The sequence below is a fragment of the Halocatena marina genome (genome assembly GCF_023276375.1).
Lineage (GTDB): Archaea > Halobacteriota > Halobacteria > Halobacteriales > Haloarculaceae > Halocatena > Halocatena marina.
In genome coordinates this window covers 680,199-699,178 of the sequence record NZ_JALLPK010000001.1, presented here as the reverse complement: position 1 = coordinate 699,178, position 18,980 = coordinate 680,199, and the positions used below count along the sequence as shown (strand labels likewise).

At 52.2% G+C, this 18,980-nt stretch carries 13 protein-coding genes; 9 read left to right on the top strand and 4 right to left on the bottom strand.

Annotation, left to right across the window (positions count from 1 at the left end; genetic code table 11):
- The first annotated feature begins 540 nt into the window (after positions 1–540).
- From MW898_RS03385 to MW898_RS03365, 5 genes are all read left to right on the top strand, one after another.
- On the top strand, positions 541–3,162 hold the full coding sequence (locus tag MW898_RS03385) for an alkaline phosphatase PhoX (protein WP_248904561.1): 2,622 nt from the start codon (positions 541–543) through the stop codon (positions 3,160–3,162).
- Between the two features lie 126 nt (positions 3,163–3,288).
- Positions 3,289–3,714 (top strand): hypothetical protein, encoded by a 426-nt coding sequence (locus MW898_RS03380; RefSeq protein WP_248904560.1) that lies wholly within the window; start codon positions 3,289–3,291, stop codon positions 3,712–3,714.
- Between the two features lie 539 nt (positions 3,715–4,253).
- Positions 4,254–4,790 (top strand): excalibur calcium-binding domain-containing protein, encoded by a 537-nt coding sequence (locus MW898_RS03375; RefSeq protein WP_248904559.1) that lies wholly within the window; start codon positions 4,254–4,256, stop codon positions 4,788–4,790.
- Between the two features lie 366 nt (positions 4,791–5,156).
- Positions 5,157–5,729, top strand: coding sequence for a 6-pyruvoyl trahydropterin synthase family protein (locus MW898_RS03370; RefSeq protein ID WP_248904558.1), 573 nt, complete (start codon positions 5,157–5,159; stop codon positions 5,727–5,729).
- A 4-nt stretch (positions 5,730–5,733) separates the two neighbouring features.
- Positions 5,734–6,543 carry a 7-carboxy-7-deazaguanine synthase QueE gene (locus MW898_RS03365; RefSeq protein ID WP_248904557.1) on the top strand — a complete coding sequence of 270 codons (810 nt, stop codon included), beginning with the start codon at positions 5,734–5,736 and terminating at the stop codon, positions 6,541–6,543.
- Between the two features lie 154 nt (positions 6,544–6,697).
- On the opposite strand, the gene MW898_RS03360 is transcribed toward MW898_RS03365, so the two are convergent.
- The 3 genes from MW898_RS03360 to MW898_RS03350 all read right to left on the bottom strand — a co-directional run bounded on the left by MW898_RS03360 (position 6,698) and on the right by MW898_RS03350 (position 11,594).
- Positions 6,698–8,305: an alkaline phosphatase family protein gene (locus tag MW898_RS03360; RefSeq protein ID WP_248909699.1), complete on the bottom strand. Its 1,608-nt coding sequence runs from the start codon at positions 8,303–8,305 to the stop codon at positions 6,698–6,700.
- Between the two features lie 214 nt (positions 8,306–8,519).
- Positions 8,520–10,532 carry a hypothetical protein gene (locus tag MW898_RS03355; RefSeq protein WP_248904556.1) on the bottom strand — a complete coding sequence of 671 codons (2,013 nt, stop codon included), beginning with the start codon at positions 10,530–10,532 and terminating at the stop codon, positions 8,520–8,522.
- 3 nt (positions 10,533–10,535) lie between these two features.
- Positions 10,536–11,594, bottom strand: coding sequence for a glycosyltransferase family 2 protein (locus MW898_RS03350; RefSeq protein WP_248904555.1), 1,059 nt, complete (start codon positions 11,592–11,594; stop codon positions 10,536–10,538).
- A gap of 351 nt (positions 11,595–11,945) precedes the next feature.
- On the opposite strand from MW898_RS03350, the gene MW898_RS03345 reads away from it, so the two are divergent.
- Positions 11,946–13,193, top strand: coding sequence for a glycosyltransferase family 4 protein (locus tag MW898_RS03345; protein WP_248904553.1), 1,248 nt, complete (start codon positions 11,946–11,948; stop codon positions 13,191–13,193).
- 132 nt (positions 13,194–13,325) lie between these two features.
- Here the strand turns inward: MW898_RS03345 and MW898_RS03340 are convergent, their stop codons facing one another.
- Positions 13,326–14,540, bottom strand: coding sequence for a glucosamine inositolphosphorylceramide transferase family protein (locus MW898_RS03340; RefSeq protein ID WP_248904551.1), 1,215 nt, complete (start codon positions 14,538–14,540; stop codon positions 13,326–13,328).
- A gap of 338 nt (positions 14,541–14,878) precedes the next feature.
- Between MW898_RS03340 and MW898_RS03335 the strand changes: the two genes are divergently transcribed.
- The 3 genes from MW898_RS03335 (at position 14,879) to MW898_RS03325 (ending at position 18,916) form a co-directional block, all read left to right on the top strand.
- Complete coding sequence (locus tag MW898_RS03335) at positions 14,879–16,216, top strand: polysaccharide deacetylase family protein (protein ID WP_248904549.1); 1,338 nt, start codon at positions 14,879–14,881, stop codon at positions 16,214–16,216.
- 56 nt (positions 16,217–16,272) lie between these two features.
- Entirely contained in the window at positions 16,273–17,016 is a 744-nt protein-coding gene (gene thyX, locus MW898_RS03330) for an FAD-dependent thymidylate synthase (RefSeq protein WP_248904547.1), read from the top strand.
- A 154-nt stretch (positions 17,017–17,170) separates the two neighbouring features.
- Positions 17,171–18,916: an acyl-CoA dehydrogenase family protein gene (locus MW898_RS03325; RefSeq protein ID WP_248904544.1), complete on the top strand. Its 1,746-nt coding sequence runs from the start codon at positions 17,171–17,173 to the stop codon at positions 18,914–18,916.
- Positions 18,917–18,980 lie beyond the last annotated feature (64 nt).

Here is an 18,980-nt window from a genome sequence, read left to right as displayed (position 1 = left end):
ATCTCAGACAACCGCTATCTGGCTGTCGTTATTGGTGTGAGTGAGTCTGTTGCTCGATTGTTCGTTCGAAAATCAATGATACTCAGAGCACTCATCTGATTACCCCCACACATCAAACCGCCATATCCACAAATACCATACAATGGTTCGACTAAACGTTTGACTCTTACCGAAAGGTGGTTTTATCTAATCAAATATCATATCATATCATAGCAAACATTATCTAATTATAAATTATTGCACTGAGATTCGGTTTTATCGTATTGTGCTACATTTGTCATTCAGTTAAGAGACTGATGGCAGAAACTACTTGATCACCAACTCCAAGCAAAAGAGCAGTTCGGAAACAGCGTGATTAGAGGATACAGAGAGTGCTAGAGCATCCGCGTCACAATCGATATCACCATGAGACTCTCTTCCGGTATATACCTTTCCTCCATCCAATATTACTATTTCTCAATCAATACAAATATTATAAAAGTATTTTAGGTAGTGAGATAGTGTTCAAAACCGAGAATGAAATTTACTAGGCGGAGTCTGATGGAAACGTCAATAGCCGCTGCGCTCGGAGCAAGCGTGGTCGGTGTGGCAAGTGCAGATGAGGTAGAAGAAACGGATACACCTGGGGCGCCAAGTGTGAAGGGAAATCTCAAGCGATTTTCAACAACAGCGCACGGTGCCGAGGTGACAGGTCCATTTGTATTCGAGGACGGCGGGCTGCTGTACAGTCTCCAACATCCGAGCGAGGACAATCCAGCGCCATTCAACAGAGCGGGTATCGGTTACTTCAGCGGCTTCCAGTTTGAACTGGACGGAGATAACGACGATTTCATAGAGGTATCGACACCGCAGACGAAGAAAGAACAAGGTCAGGTACGTTCTGGTAATGGCGAGTACGTATTACTCGCGCAGGGAGGAGAATCGATAAACGGTGGCACGGAGCGACTCGGTGTAACTCAGACGCCCGAGGGTACAGACATCACACAGGACAACTTCCCAGGCACTCAGTACGGGGCTGCCGCGACTAATCCCGACTGTAACGAGTTCGTCGCCACAAACAACGATGGCACGGAGGGATACCTGTTTACGAACTGGGAAAACAGCCCGGGGAACGTCTCACGGATCCCAATCCGCCAGACCGAAGACGGTGAGTGGGAGGCCGACCAGAAGAACGCAATCAACCTTGCGAACACCGAGCCACTCCGTTCGATTGGTGGTACGCGTATCAACTGCTATGGTGATCTCAGCCCGTGGGGTACGATGGTCTCCTCAGAGGAGAACTACGCCCACACACGCGTCAACCTGACCAATACGGTGGGTGACATCGAAGAAAACGGGAGCGGGAAGGGTCTCATCGGCGGTGCTCAGTTCTGGAACCGACCGAACCCGTCCGAGATCGTGGAGGCTATCGAAACGTATTACGACGACTCGTTCAGTCCACAGGGCTTCTGGGCGCTGGACGGTGTCGAATTCCTCGCGTATTATCTTGGAGCTGAGCAAGTTGATCAGACAAACGGCAAAAATAATGTCACCACCCCAATCGGTGATATCTACCCGAATCCGTATCGATACGGCTATCACGTCGATATTCGTGATCCTGCAGCCGAGACACCCCAGCCGATCAAATACTATGTGATGGGTCGGGCGGCGTGGGAGGCACCAGATTTCCAGAGCGATAAACGAACCGTCTATGGCTGCTCGGACGGTGATAGCAAGGGTATCTACAAGTTTGTCGCCGACGATCCGATTCCGAGGTACGATGATCCGATGGAGATCGAAGGCTCGCTTTACGCCCCGAAAATAACCAACGATGAGGCATCCGTTGCAGATTCCGGAAACAGACATTCACCGGCGAAAACCCCTCTCGAAATCGAGTGGATTGAGCTTGGGCACGCGAGTAACGAGGAAGTAGAACGGTGGATCGCCACCTACGACGACATCACGCAACAACACTACCTCGAAGCCCACGCTGAGACGGACTGGAGAGAGGATCTCGACGCAGCGTTGGAGGAAGCCGATCGGGACGTCATCAAGAACGGCAATCAGAACTACATCTCCAATCAAGAGATCATCGATTGGGCCGAACAAGTAGAAAGCGATGGACCGCGAGGTGTCGATGAGGACCTCCGCAAAGTACCGTTCCTCGAAACCCGCGCGGCCGCAAAAGAGATCGGTGCCTCAATCGAATTCAACAAGGCCGAGGGTGTCGACAGCGTCGACGGTGCTGGCCCGGGTGACGTTGTCTACTTCGGTATCTCTGAGTTCAACGACGATCTTGCCAACGACGAAGGCGACATTCAGATGGATCGTGTCGATGGTGGTGTGGTCTACCGAGGCGAATTGGAACGAGATTACAACGTCTCGAGACTCGAACCAGTTATTGCTGGTCCCGATTTCACAGACGCACCCGAAGACGCAGACGATGCACTCAGGAACGTTGACAACGTCTACGTAATGGACGACGGCCGTGTTCTCTGCTGTGAGGACGGCTTCGGCGGACCTGCGCGTTCATACCCCAACGACGGGCTGTACGTCTACCAACCGAACGTCCTGATCGACATCGACTCGATAGCTGTTGCCCACGGGAGCACTGCGAGTACAGACCTACGTGCGTCGTCTCTCCCATCAGGGATCTCTGGCGGCCGGGTTACCGTTACGGTCTCCAATCCAGACGTGGCATCAATTACTGACGTTTCTTTCCCGGACACGTTGATGGTTACTGACAGCACTATTTCTGATGACGGTGCGTCCGTATCCCTCCGGTTCGCAGACACAAAGAAGAACATCCAACCGGGAGAGAGCGATGTCCCAATCGCTTCAGTGGAGTTGCGTGCCCTCGAAATGGGAACGACCGACCTCGCCATTGATATCCATCAGATGGACGATGAGAAGGGCAATGCTATCGATGCGGAGGCACGAACTGGCCTATTCATCACAGGACCACCGGCTGTTATTGGAGACAACGCACCTACCGACCCCGATGGAGACGGTCTCTACGAAGACGTTAACGGGAACGGACGACTGGACCACCACGACATTGTCACACTGTTTTCACATTTCGATGACGACAGCATCCGTTTGAACGCTGACGCATACGATTTCAACGAAAATGATCGTCTCGATTTCGACGACATCGTTAGCCTTCGCGAAGAACTCAACTGAGTGAAGCAATCGTCGTCGGGTAACTCATCTCTTGTTGCAGAAAGATTCACAGTCTGTCAACACGTTGCTCGTCTGACGGTCGCGCATATCGTGCTGTTCCGTATTACAATCAACTGTACATCATCCATGTCACGATCCAATAATCCGACCACGGATAGGGGAAACGAATCAGTGTCCCGAGAGTATATTCTCGGCGTTCGAATTGTCGAGGTGACGTCGTCAGACGGCGACCCCCGTTATCGATTCGAAGCACCCCAACATCAGGGAATAACCTTCGAAGATTCCGATCTCGCCGAACTGTATGCAGATGTTTATTTCGATGTCAACGGTTTTGAGGAGGTCGGTACCGGAACGAGAGGTGTCCCTCCGACGATCATTCAGGCTGGACGAGACACGTTGACTGCTTACTTCCTTACACAGCCCGGAACGGATATTAATTGGATCGCCTCGTTCTACGGAGAAAAGCCGGAGAAAATCGAGCGGTACATCTCTCGCGTACGAACACGTGCAAAAGAGATCAGAAAAGGCGCAAGCGATCGAGGGATAGAATAGACTGTCGTGTTGTTCGACCACTGTGATTCCGATCGATCATCCACCTAATGTGTTCCTCGGGTCACGACGAAGAGTGTGGTGGAAATTCAAAGACATATATTCCCACCAGACTGACTCGAACAGACACACTATTGTACATGATATGGTGAGTAGCACCATATATAAATAGTTAAGTGGGGCTGCATAATAGTCTCTATTGGAGACCGCAGTCAGAATGTCACATAACTAGTTCGAACGCATCGGAAAACCGTGTGCAGGGGCACAAGGTTTCGGTCTCCAACTTATGTTATTGGGACCAGTTGGATATACCAGCACAACCACAGATAAATCTATCGGATACTATTCCATTCAACAAATAATTGACAACGAAGATTGGTATCCACCACCTCTCAAATGTTAATCTAGCATATGTATTTAGATTCTATCCCAATTATTATATGACATGATGTTACACCCCATCCACCTTTCTCACCATTCTAAGGATTTAATATAGGTGGCCAGAAAGCATATTACAACAAACGGTATCGTAGCAGTCGGTCATGAAACCGACCACATCTAAACGTGTTAAGACAGGAATTGCTACGCTGGCGTTCACTATTGTGCTCACTATCGCCGTAATTAGTGTTGGGCCATTCGGTGCATTAGCGCAAGACGATAGCGGTGTCGTAACTCCGACGCCATCCGGAGACGCAGACGACCCATACGACTGCGGAGACTTTAATAGTAGAGAACAAGTCGAGGCAGTGTTTGAGGCAGAAGGCGATGATAACAGTGATTTAGATCGGGACGGCGACGGAATCCCGTGTGAATCTGATTTCCCAACTGAGGACCCAGAGACAGACAGTGATACCGAAACAGACTCAGATACCGATACAGAGACTGAAACCGACACGCAGAACGATAGCACAGTAGATGAGGAAACAGCCACCGACTCGGATACTGAACAGGACACCGAGACAGAAGAAGACACGAACTCCGAAGAAAGCTCGGAGACTACTGAGGAAGACACGGAGGACGAGATGGACACCAAGGAGGATACAGAAACGGAGGAAAACGACGAACAGCCGCCCTGCTGAACGATCAGAATAGGAGAGTACACTGCAACACAGCAATCAACGCGCGTATCCATCAGGCAATGCCGCGTAACTCAGACGAGATCTGAAACACGAATCACGTGCACTCACGAACCAGCACTGCTCGATGGATACGAATCATATTATTCAGCGACAGAACCCCCGCGATTGTCGAGTCATTATTTTCACACAGTGAATGCAGCGTCAACTGCTATCTCGTTTTCCGTTACAGACTGAATGTGATGACGAGCGAAGCAGCGACTGAGACGCCCCTATATTTGGAATGAACGTAAATTCTAATATTCTCTTATAACGCAGCACAAAAAATTGATCGAACAGGACTAAGTGCTCTTCCAGTCATCTAAGAATATGATCGAAGGAGTCTCAGAAGATGGCCATACAGAGAGTACAGAACACGAAATCGATGATAGAGATGATATAAAGGACGAGAGCAAAGAAAGAGCCACTAATTCACTGAAGAGAATCAAAGAAAGAGCCACTAATTCACTGAAGAGAATCAAAGAAACAGAGCGTACCCTCCACATCGGTCAGGACCGACCGATTCGGATCAGTGCAGGTCATCGACTCAGACATCACACTGGCAAATGTTCGCGTCCCCACGGACACAACTACGAGGTTACTGTTTCGATTCAGGGAACACTCACTGACTGTGGTTGGGTAGTTGATAAGGGAGAGGTAACGTCTCTGATCAACGAGTGGGATCACCGATTCCTCCTCGAACGAGGTGATCCTCTGGTTGAGGCGTTCGAGCAGTCAGGTGATGGGGATGCAGTAGTTGTCCTCGAACATCCGCCGACTGCAGAAGTCATGAGTGTCGCTCTCGAACGGCGACTCAAAGAGAAGCTACCGGAGACAGTCTCCGCGATCGCTGTCGAAGTCCGTGAAACCAGCGAACTCTGCGCTGGACACGGGGGAATATGAACCGATGCCAGTCAATACTGACGAGTCGTCCGTAGATCCCTCAACGGGAACGAAAATCGGAAACGATGAAAATCGAAATGGCAATACCGATAGCGGTGACCTCCCAATCAACGAGCTGTTTTATTCGCTGCAGGGGGAGGGAGTGCTCGCTGGAACGCCATCTGTCTTCATCCGCACCAGCGGCTGCAATCTCCGATGTTGGTTCTGTGACTCGTATCACACCTCGTGGGAACCAACTCACGCGTGGCTATCGATCGAAGATATTATCGAGGACGTACAGTCGTATCCAGCGACACACGTCGTTCTCACGGGAGGAGAGCCGCTGATCCACGATACGAGTGTCGAACTCCTCGATCGCCTCGCTGAGTGTGGCTATCACACGACTGTCGAGACAAATGGAACCGTTTATCGAGAGGGTGACATTGATCTTGCAAGTATCAGCCCAAAGCTCGCTAGCAGCACACCAACGCCCGAACGGGCACCTACAGGTGATGGAGAGTGGATAGAATCCCACGAAGCACGTCGGCTTGATATCGAGACACTTGCAACACTCATCGAATCGTACGAGTTCCAACTCAAGTTCGTGGTCACTGATTCCGATGATCTTCCGGAGATTACCGATCTGCTCGAACGGATACGAGCTGTGACCTCAACCCAAATACGAAACACCGATGTTCTTCTCATGCCGGAAGGCGCGACACGTTCGGCGCTCGACGATACGCGAGAAACAGTCGCTGCACTCGCCATCGAACACGGTTATCGATACACGCCACGGCTCCACGTGGATCTCTGGAATGATGCCCCCGGTACATGACCGAGTAAGCGTGATTGCCGACGGGATCAGACAGCGAGCGCATCAGCACAAACCGATGGCACGCCAGACGATCAACTGACGGGGAGAGAGAGCACTCTCGAATATAACAGACAGGAGACGACACGCTGCAGTATCGCGGTATATTGGTGTCCGTTTAAAGATACCCGAGATCAGCCAATCTGTCTTCGACGTCGTCGTCTTCGATACCGGCAGCATCGTCGCTGTTGTACTCAGGATACGCAATTGAACCAGGATCATCGACGATTGGAAGGACGCGTCCGTCCATGCGATCGCTGTACGGAACACCAAGTGCGGCCATGATCGTCGGCGCGACATCGTAGATGTGGGCGTCCTCAACCGAAACAGAATCATCAATACCCTCACCCATCGCAGCGAACACCCCATCGAGCTTGTGATTCCACGGCTCTGTGGGTGGCCCGAAGTGCTTTCCGAGGAGATGGGCCGATAGGAAGTGATCGAAGTTGTTTGGCACGGTCACGATATCGACGGCATTCTCAGCGTACGGACCGTGATAGTACTCTTCCCGCGGGACGACTTCGTCGAACATCGGCTCGCCATCCGGTGTTGTCAGCGGCGTAAGCTGTTCGATGATATCAGAACGAACCGACTCGTACTCCGATTCAGGCACGATCCCATCCGGCTCACGCCCTTCGAGATTGATTCGAACACCGAGTTCGACGCGTGCACGCATATACGCTTTTGACTCCGGAAAGTCGACTTGTTCGCTCGCAGTCCGTGCGATGTTTTCAGGGAGGTACTGTTTCACGATCCGGTCGAGACCGACTGTTTTGAGTCCTCCTTCGATCCGAGAGGGTGTGACACCATGTTGGGCTGCGACAGCGGCCAACCGTTCGACGACGCCCGGTTCCCACGTCTCTTGGTCTTGCCCTTCACGGAGCTGATTCCGGATCGGATTCCACGACGGCATTCCCTTGCCGCCTTGGGTCGCCACAGCGTAGCCCTCGTCTTTGAGAAATTCGTTCATCCGGAACTCGTATTTCTCGTATGGACCCATCCCGTGGTCGCTTGCAATAAAGACCCGTTTCGCATCACACTCCTCAAGGAGGAGACCAATCTGACGGTCGGTCTCTTCGTAGACGGTTTTTACCTTTTCCCAATTCCCGTGGAATTCGTGAAACACCGTATCGGGCTTTTGGAACTGAACAAACCCGAAATCCGGTTCGAATCGCTTATCCAGATACCGAAATGCCTCGCCGCGCATCCGAACGAGTGTCGTATACTCGTCCATTTTCCGTGAATCCGGCCAGTCGTCTTCACGCTCGTAGATAGGGTAGACGCGGTACTCACCAATTTCCTCACGGACCTCGTCTAGAATACCTTTTGGATGAGATTCAGGATGCTCTGGACCGATAAATCCAGGGATGATTGCTCCATCAATCTCGTCAGGTGGATGCGTGACTGGAACGTTCACCACGACACTCGACATGTCGTTTTCCTCTAATAGCTTCCACAGTGCGTGCTCACGGACGTGATCGGCAGTGACGACGTGCCAATCGTATCCGTCGTAATCGACGAAACCAAACGTTCCATGCTTACCGGGATTCACTCCGGTGTACATCGACGGCCATGCACTAGGCGTCCATGGCGGAATCTGAGACGTAAGTGGCCCAGAAACGCCAGTATCGCAGATAGATTCAATATTTGGGATGACATCCTCCTCAATCAATCGATCGAACACCGGAAGACATCCGGCGTCGATTCCGATGAGTAAGGCCTCCATCGAGTGATCACTCACTGCGATCACCACCTCTTTTCAATACACCACTAAATGTACCATGATTTACATTCATCTTTTGTCGAATAATGGATTGGCAAGAAACTGATCTAGCTGACATTCTCGTGAGTTTCATTGTTGTTTCGGATTCTCCGTATGCACTTATTTATTCCTTCGTTCCTCCGAAGCCGAAATTCTACGAACATTATCAACGTTTTTGTTATGCTCCAGCCGAATTACATACAGTCACCTGACTATTCATAAATAGAATGTCCTTGTTCCCTCCACACATTTGCTTGTATGAGACAGAGGGTGTGTACGAAACTGTCGAGTTATTGTAGTAGAACTTAAAGTACGCAGCACCACTTCCCTGATAGTCCCGATAGATGTAGGTGTCTGCCTCTACCATCCGCGTAGTAGTTGTTCCGTTTTCATATCGTATATCCCTAGCCCACCCGGCAACCTGCCCGTTTTGGATCGCGCCTGGTTCCATGTTGTGAGCTTGTGTTCGGGTCAACACTGTCGCATACGGGTGATCGGTGACCCAGTTCGTACTCTTATTCTCTGCGTAGGTACGGATAGTATCTACGGCCGCCAGTTCAGCTTCCGTGTAGCTGTAGCGCGTCTGGGTGTCAGCAAACGCCGGCTGATCCTGTGTGCTTTCGCTTGCGAGAATCGAGGACGCCGGGAAGACGACGACGAAGAGCAATAGGACGATCACCATGACTGACGGTTGGGTGTTCTTGACGAGATAGGAGAGCCCGATTGCGCCGACAACGGCCATCGGAGCACCAACGAACGGATACCACCGACCAGGAACGAACGTTCTGATCCCGAACATGGGGAATCCGAACACGAATGCAAGCATAATAACGGTCGCAATGACACACGTGAACGTCGCGTGTGAGATATTTTCCTGTCGAATGATGTACAGACAGCCCACGATCGTCAACAACAGCAACAACAGAAATCCAAGCACGTCGAGATACTCCACGATGCTCTGCATAAGCGTCTGCTGGGGCATCGCGCTCGGAGGGATATTCTGTGATGAACTGGCAAGATTGCCAGCACCCGCAGTATCGCGCACCGTGTTGACGAAGTAGTTGAGGATCGTCGTTAGGAATGATCCACCTTGGTACGGTGTTAGCGACCACATAAACGTGATCAGCCCGAGGTCGAACACTAACAGTCCGGTGAGATTCACCGATTCGCGCGTCGACGAGCGCTCCCAACTGGCCCGGCCGATATCGAAGATGCCGAGGCTCAGGCCGAAGTAGGCGAGGAGGCCAGAGCCGGTGAACACCAGCATGATGAACGCTGAGATCTGGTGGGTGAGGATAACCGCAACGCTGAAGAACACGACCAGCCCGAAATCACGCGGCTTGTAGTCGATTCGTAACATCCGATCCAGACTGTAGAAGATCGCGAGAAAGAAGATTAACCCTAGACTCGTCGGAATGAGGTGGATCCCCCACTCGATAACGGACGCGCTGATCGCGTACGCTGCTGTGGCAAACACCGCCCAGCGTGGCTCGACGAAAAACGTCGCCGTTGCATAGATCAGCAGAACCGAAATAGGCATCGCTACGCCGACCACGATGAACAGCGCCGTTCTGATCGACACGTCCAGCAGCAAACTCGACCCGACGACCAATAGGTGATACAACGGTGAGGCGAAGTATTTCTCATCCGATATTGGCTGCAATGATCGGGCTTCGTATATCTTCCCAGTCCAGTCCACCATATGGGTCCAGACATCGATGCCGATGAAGCCGGGCGTCGTGTAGAGCGCGGCGAATCGGACGACGAGCCCGAAGACAATGATCTGAAAGAGCATTAGTCCGGGCGAGAAGTAGTCGTTATCGACGAAGAGAATCTGCGCGAGCAAGGCAGTGCCAACAGCTGCAGCGATATCGTAGAACAGAAGCGTTCGGCCTTCTGAAGCTGCTGCTATCACGACGAGGGCAGCCGAACCGAGAATGACGAGTGGCGGAAGGATACGTGCCGTACCGATCGAAAGCGTTGCGACCTCACCATGTCGCTCATCACGAGCCGCATGGAGATAGAGCAACGATGCACAGCCCAACACGATCGGGAGCGTGCGAATGTACACTTGATCAAGCAGAAACTGCAGCGGCAGCAGCGCTATCGCTGCTATGAGACCAAGCAAGCCCGCAATAATATCGAGACGACCCTGACGGGCCATCCCGAGAAGACCGGTACGGCTACTCATTAATTAGTCGTCGTCTGCAGGAATTGGTCCTGTTTCGGTGCGTCCGTTCTTCGAGATCGACGTCGTTGGAAGCGAAGTTGGCGCTTCTCGAACTTGGACGCCCATGTCTTCGTTTTCCATCCGATCGAGCACCATTGCAGAGAGTATAAGCACAATACCCGACAGCAGCGTGAAGAACCAGCTGTCAGTGTTCTCACGACGGAATGCGAGTTTGGCCATCAGCTTTGCGATCCCGAGACCGGTAACGCCTGCACCAAGGTAGTACGCTGCCGCGAACGGCCGGAAGTCCTTCAGGATGTACTTCTGATTCAACCGCCACAAGAAGCGGTGAAGCAGCATATACGACACCTTCGGCACGTATGCCGAGTAGTTAATGTGGCTCTTCCAATCCTCGCCATAGACGGTCTCAGCCGAGTGAACGACATCCGCAACACGGCAGTCGGCGAGATTGAGCCGAACCAACAGATCGTTGCAATAGCCGTAGTACTCGTACATCCCATCGATGTCGACGCGCTGGAGTGCTTCTTGTGAGATTGCGGTATATCCGTTCTGTGGGTCTGAAATGGACCAGTACCCGCTCGATACCTTGGTCAACAGGGACAAGATCGTGTTACCGAACAGACGGAAACGGGGCATCGCATCGAGGGTTTCGAACTTCATAAAGCGATTACCCTTTGCATAATGGGCTTTCCCCTCGACGACAGGATCGATGAATTTTGTGAGAACGTCTGGATCCATCTGTCCATCGCCGCCCATCACAGCCGTGACATCGATGCCGTCTTCGAGTGCCTGTAAGTAGCCAGTCTTGATGGCGCCGCCAACACCACGGTTTACCTTGTGCTGAATCGGGACGACGCGTGCGTCGTACCCGTTCGTGCCAGGGTGTGTAGCATTGTACTCCGTCGCATATTCTGTTATCTCAAGCCACGTATCATCCGTCGAGCCATCGTCAATGACGTACGCTCTGTCGACGAATGAAGGCAACGTTTCGATTACCTCTCCAACATATCCCTCCTCGTTGTACGCCGGTATAACGACGCCAATCGTGTGTTCGTGATACATATATCGCGTGCTTACTCTCTAGTCTCCTGTTTGAGACCGAAGGGGTATTACAATACACCTCCTAAACCCGGAGACGCGGTCTTACTAGGTGCATAGATGCCTACGGTCTTATTATCGTTTCTAGATCGAACGACATACGGCTGACGCATGTCCAACATGAGATGTGTGGCATGGATTGTCAAATAGAATTTACACTAAGTAACATTCCTTAGTGTTAATTTCAATGCCACATACAGACACAGAATAGTTCCGAAGATGAAAGCAAGTAGTAAGGGCTCAGAGGTGAGACCATCGCCACACGATGGACGAAAACAGGATGGAGACAGTAGTAGGAAGCTGGGTGAGTAGTGCGTGAGTGAGCGACTCGACGTTGGATTCGTCCCTGCCGAGTGTCCAGGAGCAGCAGGGACGGGAGCCGTTAGAACATCCACACTGCTCATCGAGCGCCTATCGAACTACCACGACTTGACCGTGTACGTATCGAGTCAGATGGATGCGTCGTCGGCTGATCTTCCAGCCGAGGACCGCGTTGAATACGTCATTCACGACAAACTCCCAAAGCTACCCCACCCACTCACGAACAAGATCGAGACACTCCGAGAAGAGAGCCACGCGCTCAATCAACACGAATTGGTTCATTCCTACTCGTCAGCATTTATTCCTGTTCTCGCCGACTTGGATGTTCCAACACTTTCGACGATTAATTCATATCTCCCGGTCTGCCCGAAAGCAGATATGATGTACCATGGCGAACAGAAGTGTTCGGGGCCGGGCCGGGTGAAATGTGCGAACTGCATCCCAGCGACTGCCCTCAAACGCCGACAGGGTCTCGATGAAGAACTCCGAGGTGGGTATGTTGCACTCGGTCAGATTGGTTTCGTTCACGAATCCCTCGATCGTTCGTGGGATATCGATGCGTATCACGCGCTGTCACCACACCTCGTGGAAGACTTCGGAAAAATCGGATTTCCTGACGAGCGAATTGAGGTAATCCCACACTTCTATGATGAAACATTCGAGGTGGAAAACACCGAAGGACGCTCGAAACCGGAAGCTGGGCGAGCGGTGAAACTTCTCTATGTAGGTGCACTACAGGATATTAAGGGAGTGCACGTGCTCGTACGCGGTGTAGCAGAGATACTTCAGCGTGGATACGACGCAACGTTACAGATTGCAGGCTCGGGACCGCTGGAAAAGCGACTTCACGAGCTCGCCCGAGAACTCGATGTCGACGATCAGATCGAGTGGCTCGGATACGTCGATCACGACGAGTTGACTACAATCTACGACAAGGCGGACGCGTTCGTATACTCAGGTTTACTCGATGAGCCGTTCGGGCGGGTACTACTAGAAGCACTATCGACACGGACGCCGATCATCGCCTCCGACGTGGGAAGCACCGACTACATCGTTGGACCAGCAGGACAGCGATTTACACCCGGAGACGAGACTGCTCTCGCAGACGCCTTCGAACGACTTATCGAGAACTACGACACACACTACGACGCCATCCCTGACCATCTCGAACGGTTTGCGCCCGAAACCATCGAGAAAAAATTCTCAGATCGGTATCACGACGTTGCATCGATGACAGATTGAGGAATGGTTGTGTCGATAGTCGTACGCCGTAGAAAACAGGCGTTCACGTAGTGAACACATACCGGTGTGTACGAACCAAATTAAGTCTGTTTTACACCGTTTCGCTTTGTTGCACTCAGTTCTACTCCCCGATTATTCCACTCCTTCGGGGAGAGTAGAGGTGGACGGCTGAGCAGACGAAGAATGGGCTGGAAGATCGACGATTCCGATCGTGAACAGATCTTCGACGGAATGCTGTTCTCGAACGCCATCAACCGCACAACGCCACCCCTTTCCTGGTCCGAGCCACCACGGATCGAACGTGTGCATTCCGTCACCCGCCCAGCCATCACCGAACTCATGGAGCAACGGCGATGTGGGCATCTCTCTGTCGTTGTAGGTCGAAGGTGACAGATCCGTCACCTCGTAGCATCGGATACGATCGCCGTAGTTCTCGACTGAATCCTGAAAGTAGAGGAACAATCGATCTCCGGAACAGATGGGTCGACCGCCCTGCCGACCAGCGCTGAGACGATCAGTGACGACGGGATTTGCCTTGTGCGGCGTCCATCCTTCGGATTCGAGATCCCGAGAGTGATAGATCATCACATCACGGTTATCCCGCTCTGTGAACAGCCACCAGCGATTCTGATACCGGATAAACGTCGGATCGTGTGAGTAGTACTCGACATCGATCGCATTCCCAACGTGCTTCCAATTGTTTGGGAACGACCGTGCCTTGTATAGTTCGACTCGCTTTCCGGATGGGGGACACATGTAGTATTCGCCCTTGTATTTCCACACGAGGGGAAACGATGTGTGTACCTCCTTTTTGATCGCGATCTGATCGTACGTCCAATTCAAGCCGTCCGAGCTCGTTGCGTGACCAATCGGTGCGTCAGGTGTCCGATCTTCGTTGAAAATTTCGAAAAACATGTGCCACGTCCCGTCTTCGACGAACAAAAACGGATCAGCGACATAGTCGACCTCTCCGTAATCGGTTACATCGCTCGCACGCAAGACGGGAGTCGCAATCGATGCATCGAAATTGAGACCGATCGGTGGAGCTGTCCCAGACGGAGCGTGCGGTGATCCCGGAATCGTCTCTCCTTGATAGAGTGAATTTCCGACAGCTTTACCATCATCTGTCTGAGATGTCTCCTCTGATGGATCAGTAGAACGATTTGATTGTTTCTCATTGACACTAGTGGTTTGTGAATGCGCTGTCGGAACCGGTGAATGAGGGCCGATGGGAGAACGACTAACAGTCTCTGATGGAGGAGAAGAACCAGAATCATTCTGTAGACAACCAGATAAGCCAGCAATACCTACCGCGCTATAAAGAAAGTGGCGTCGAGTCCAATCCATGCTCTATCGATATCACTATCTTCACTATAAAACCCTCGAATGGACAATGATTTTGTACGAATTTAATTTCCACAATTCGAACGACGGTAAGTGATTTTTCATAGTGTAGAAAATATACTCGCAAAAAACAATGAATACAATAAATTTTGTATAAATTTTCATATCTGTTATTGTATAGACAACAATATACACTGCCATGAGTCAGATTATAATCAAAATCAAACACCAGTAGTCGGTGCCGCGGATTGTTTGCTCTGCTGAGAATTTATTACACACCTAATCAGTTTTACGAATCGTATTATAAAGTGTTTTAGCTCCGTTGAAAGTCACTACCTACTATGAGACGCCCATCGACTCGTCGAAAATTCCTCGCAACGCTCGGAACTGCTGGTACAATATCGATTGCGGGGTGTTCGGCAGTGCTGCCGACCGGCCCATCCACAAACGGAGACCAATCATCGACATCGACTGCACAACTAAGCGATTCATCCGGATCAGGGACCGACAGCGGTACTGACGCGGAAGGAACGGGGACCCCATCCCCCGGATCTAAGGGAGAGGTCATAGAGGACTTTGAGGGCGACGTTGGCTCACGCTGGCAGGTCGACTCGGGCAAGTACACAGTCGACTCCAAAAAGGCGTTCAACGGTAGTCAGTCGCTCGTACTCAAAGGCACGAACAACGGAAAGCAGGAAGAAGAGAACGGCGTCAGCATCTATCGTTCATTCTACGATTCGAATGAGGGTGGACTTGATCTCAGTGCGCACGATCTTTCGATGGCTGTTCGGTTCGAGAAGCCCGTTCGTGGGCGTATTGGTGTCGAGTTCATCGCACCCGCCGAGAGCAGCAAGCTCACTAGCCGACATTTCCTCCCGAAAGAACTCAACGGCTGGACCCAACTCGATTTCGGCTTCACCAGCAAAACAGGACAGCCGGTCATGAAATCCGTCCAAGAGCTGCGCATCAGTGTCAGCACCGCTGGTGAGCCCATCTCCGTCGGTATCGACGATATCCGTAAGCTCCCGCGGCCAAAGAAAGGGAAAGTGATCTTCCAGTTTGACGATTCTCATATATCGACGTACACCAAGGCGTTCCCTGAGCTGAAAAAGCGCAAGTGGCCCGGCGGTGTTGCCGTTATTCCTGATTCGATCAACACCGAGCAAAACATGACTCGTGACAACATGCGCGAGATGGGCAAAGCAGGCTGGGACATGATGTCTCACCCACCGGTGAGCAAACCACTACCGCAACATCCGGCCAAAGAACAAGAGCGCCAAATTCGACAATCCAAACAGCAACTCGAACAATGGGGCTTCGATAGGGGCGCACGCCACATCGTTGCTCCATACGGACGCATCAGCACCGAAACGATCGAGATCATGAAGAAATACCACGAGGCCAACTACATCTTCGGTGGTTCGCCCGGCAACGCTGCCCAACCTGGCAATATGTACACCATTCCTCGTGTCCACGGTACCTCGCCCGAGGATGTCAACGCGATCCTCGATGTCGCCGAGCAGTACAACCAGTTGGTCGTCGTCGCCTACCACGAAATCGACAGCGGAACCAACACGTCTGTCTCGATGGACGGCTTCCGGACGGTCCTCGATCACGTCAAGAAAAAGGATATGGATGTCGTCTCGCCGTCTGAGTTCATCGACTCGCTCGGGAACTGATCGACAGGACTGTGACGAAATCTCTTTGAAAGCGTATCGCGTGTCCTGATCCGACTATGGACGTTCACCTGCTCGAAGCGACGGAAGATCCCGAACGTGTTATCTGTACCGCTGCCAGAAACGACTACTCAAGCTCCTTCGTCGGCGAGCAGTCGTTCGAAAAGACGATGGAGACAGTCGATGGCGAGACGATGGAGGAGAAAAAGCGCACGCTCATTGGACATCTCCTCGGGCACGGTCACTACGGACCGTTCGAACACGCGCACGCGACGTTTGCTGTGAAAGGTATCAGCCGCTCGTGCATGGCACAGATCACCCGCCACCGACACGTTTCATTCGACATCCAGAGCCAGCGATACGTCGCGTTCGACGATGTCGATCCAGAAGACGTGCGGGCCGGTGAAATGGTCGTCGTGCCACCCTCCGTGAGCGATGCCGACTGGATCGGTCGGAACCAACGAGACGGTGCTGTCACTGAAGAAACCATCCAAGAGCGCGAGCAGATTTTCCACGACTCAATCGTTCAATCCGTCGAGCAGTACCAACAACTGCTTGATCTCGGGCTACCGCCAGAAGATGCACGATTTGTCCTTCCTATTGGAAGCAAAGTGAACATGGTAATGACGCTCAACGCACGGATGCTAATGCACGTCGCCGACATGCGCGCAGCGGCGGATAGTCAGTGGGAGGTCCGCGATATGACGGAGCAGGTACTTGATTTCGCAGCCGATTGGTGTCCGCTCACATTCGAATATTACAACGAGAATATGAAAGGACGGAAAAACAGACTGGCACCGTGAGAGCTGATCAGCCGCTCGTGTCATCCCGTCATCTCACAGCACATTCAAGCTGTGTCACAGGAGCGACGGGACGCTCCAATCCCCTCCCAACCGCCCGATCGTTGTTTTGAGTTCCCATCAATATTAACTACAATCTTGCACAGTGTGTAATAGCATGACATCAGACCCCATCGACTATAGCGACTGGGAGGCGGGCCGTGACTGCAACTACTGGACGCTTGACCGGACGCTACAGGCCGCGGCCCAACGCGCGTACAGTGGGGAAGACTTCGAGTGGGCCGAGCCACGGCTGCGTGAGTTGGGTTCTGTAACCGGGAACACAATCGTCGATCACTCAGACACCATTGATCGACACGGACCGGAGCTTCACTCTTACGATCGGTGGGGAGAAATACAAAACGAAGTCGAGTATCATCCCAAGCAGTACGAGAACGAACGGATCACATACAGCGAATTCGGGCTGTCTCACGATGTGTTCCACGCGCCAGCAGATCGAGAGGAGCCATTGGGGTTCGCACACGCACTCACGATGGAAACAATACTCTCATTTGTCGATCCTGGGTTCGTCTGTCCAGTCGCTATGACAGTCGGTGCGGCGATCGTTCTCGACAAATACGGCAAAACAGAACGCCAACAGGAGTATTTCCGGCGGCTAACGACGCGTGATCCCGACGAATACATCGAAGGCGCGATGTTTCTCACCGAAAAGCAGGGGGGAAGCGACGTGGGGGCGAATGAAACGATAGCCACCGAAACAGACGAAGAAGGTGTATACCATCTAACGGGCGAGAAGTGGTTCTGCTCGAACATCGATGCGGAAGGAACTCTCGCGCTTGCCCGACGCGAGGGCGCTCCTGACGGGACCAAGGGACTGTCGCTGTTCGTCCTCCCACACACAAAGGAAAACGGCGAACGCAACGATCAGCTATACCGTCGGCTGAAGGACAAACTCGGGACAATCAGTGTTCCAACCGGAGAAGTCGAACTGAACGGCGCAGAGGCATACCTCGTTGGAGAACCTGAGAACGGATTCAATTACATGACAGAGATGCTCAATTTCGAGCGGCTCTCGAACGCTGCTGCGAGCATCGGAATCATGGGTCGATGTCTACTTGAATCGAAGATACAAGCGGCAAACCGGGAGGCGTTCGACCGGACAATCGATCAGTTCCCGCTCATGCGTCGTGACCTCATCGAGATGGCCGTTGACTACGAGGCCGCCACAGCGTTCGTCTTCGAGACAGCACGTCTGCTCGATAAAGCAGAGAAACGGGACGACGACGATGCCCGTCGTCTGCTCCGATTGTTCGTCCCTATTGCGAAGTACCGTACCGCGCGCGAGGCTGTCGATACAGCCTCCTATGCGTGTGAGATACTTGGCGGAAACGGCTACGTCCGAGGCTTCGCTACCGCTCGTCTGCTCCGGGACGCGCAGGTCCTCCCAATCTGGGAAGGAACGTCGAACATTCTTTCGCTCGATGTACTCCGCGTTCTCGAACGAGAAAACGCCCACGAAATGCTCATCGAAGCCATCACTGAACGCCTCGATTCGATCGATCACTCTGCACTGACCGAATCAGCGAGTACAGTCGAGACGGAGTTCACCGACCTACAGAAGGCACTGCTCACGCTCGCACGGGAAGACAGGGAGTACGCCCAGCTACAGGCCAAGGAACTCGTAGATTACATCTACGACGTGTTCGTGGCTGCTGAGCTCCTTACAGTCGCACAAGACGAGCTTCGAGACGGCAACGGACGAATGGCCCTCGTTGCACAGCTGTTCATCGACCGATTGGACAACAATGAAGCACGAGGCATCACTAGCGGTTCACGACGAAAAACTGAGGCGTTTGACACAATCGTTCGGTATGCAGATGTTGCTTCTGAGCAACTAAAATGAACACGAACAACTGACAGGAGATGCACGTTGAATAGTACAGAGATGCCCGCCAATCTGAACAATC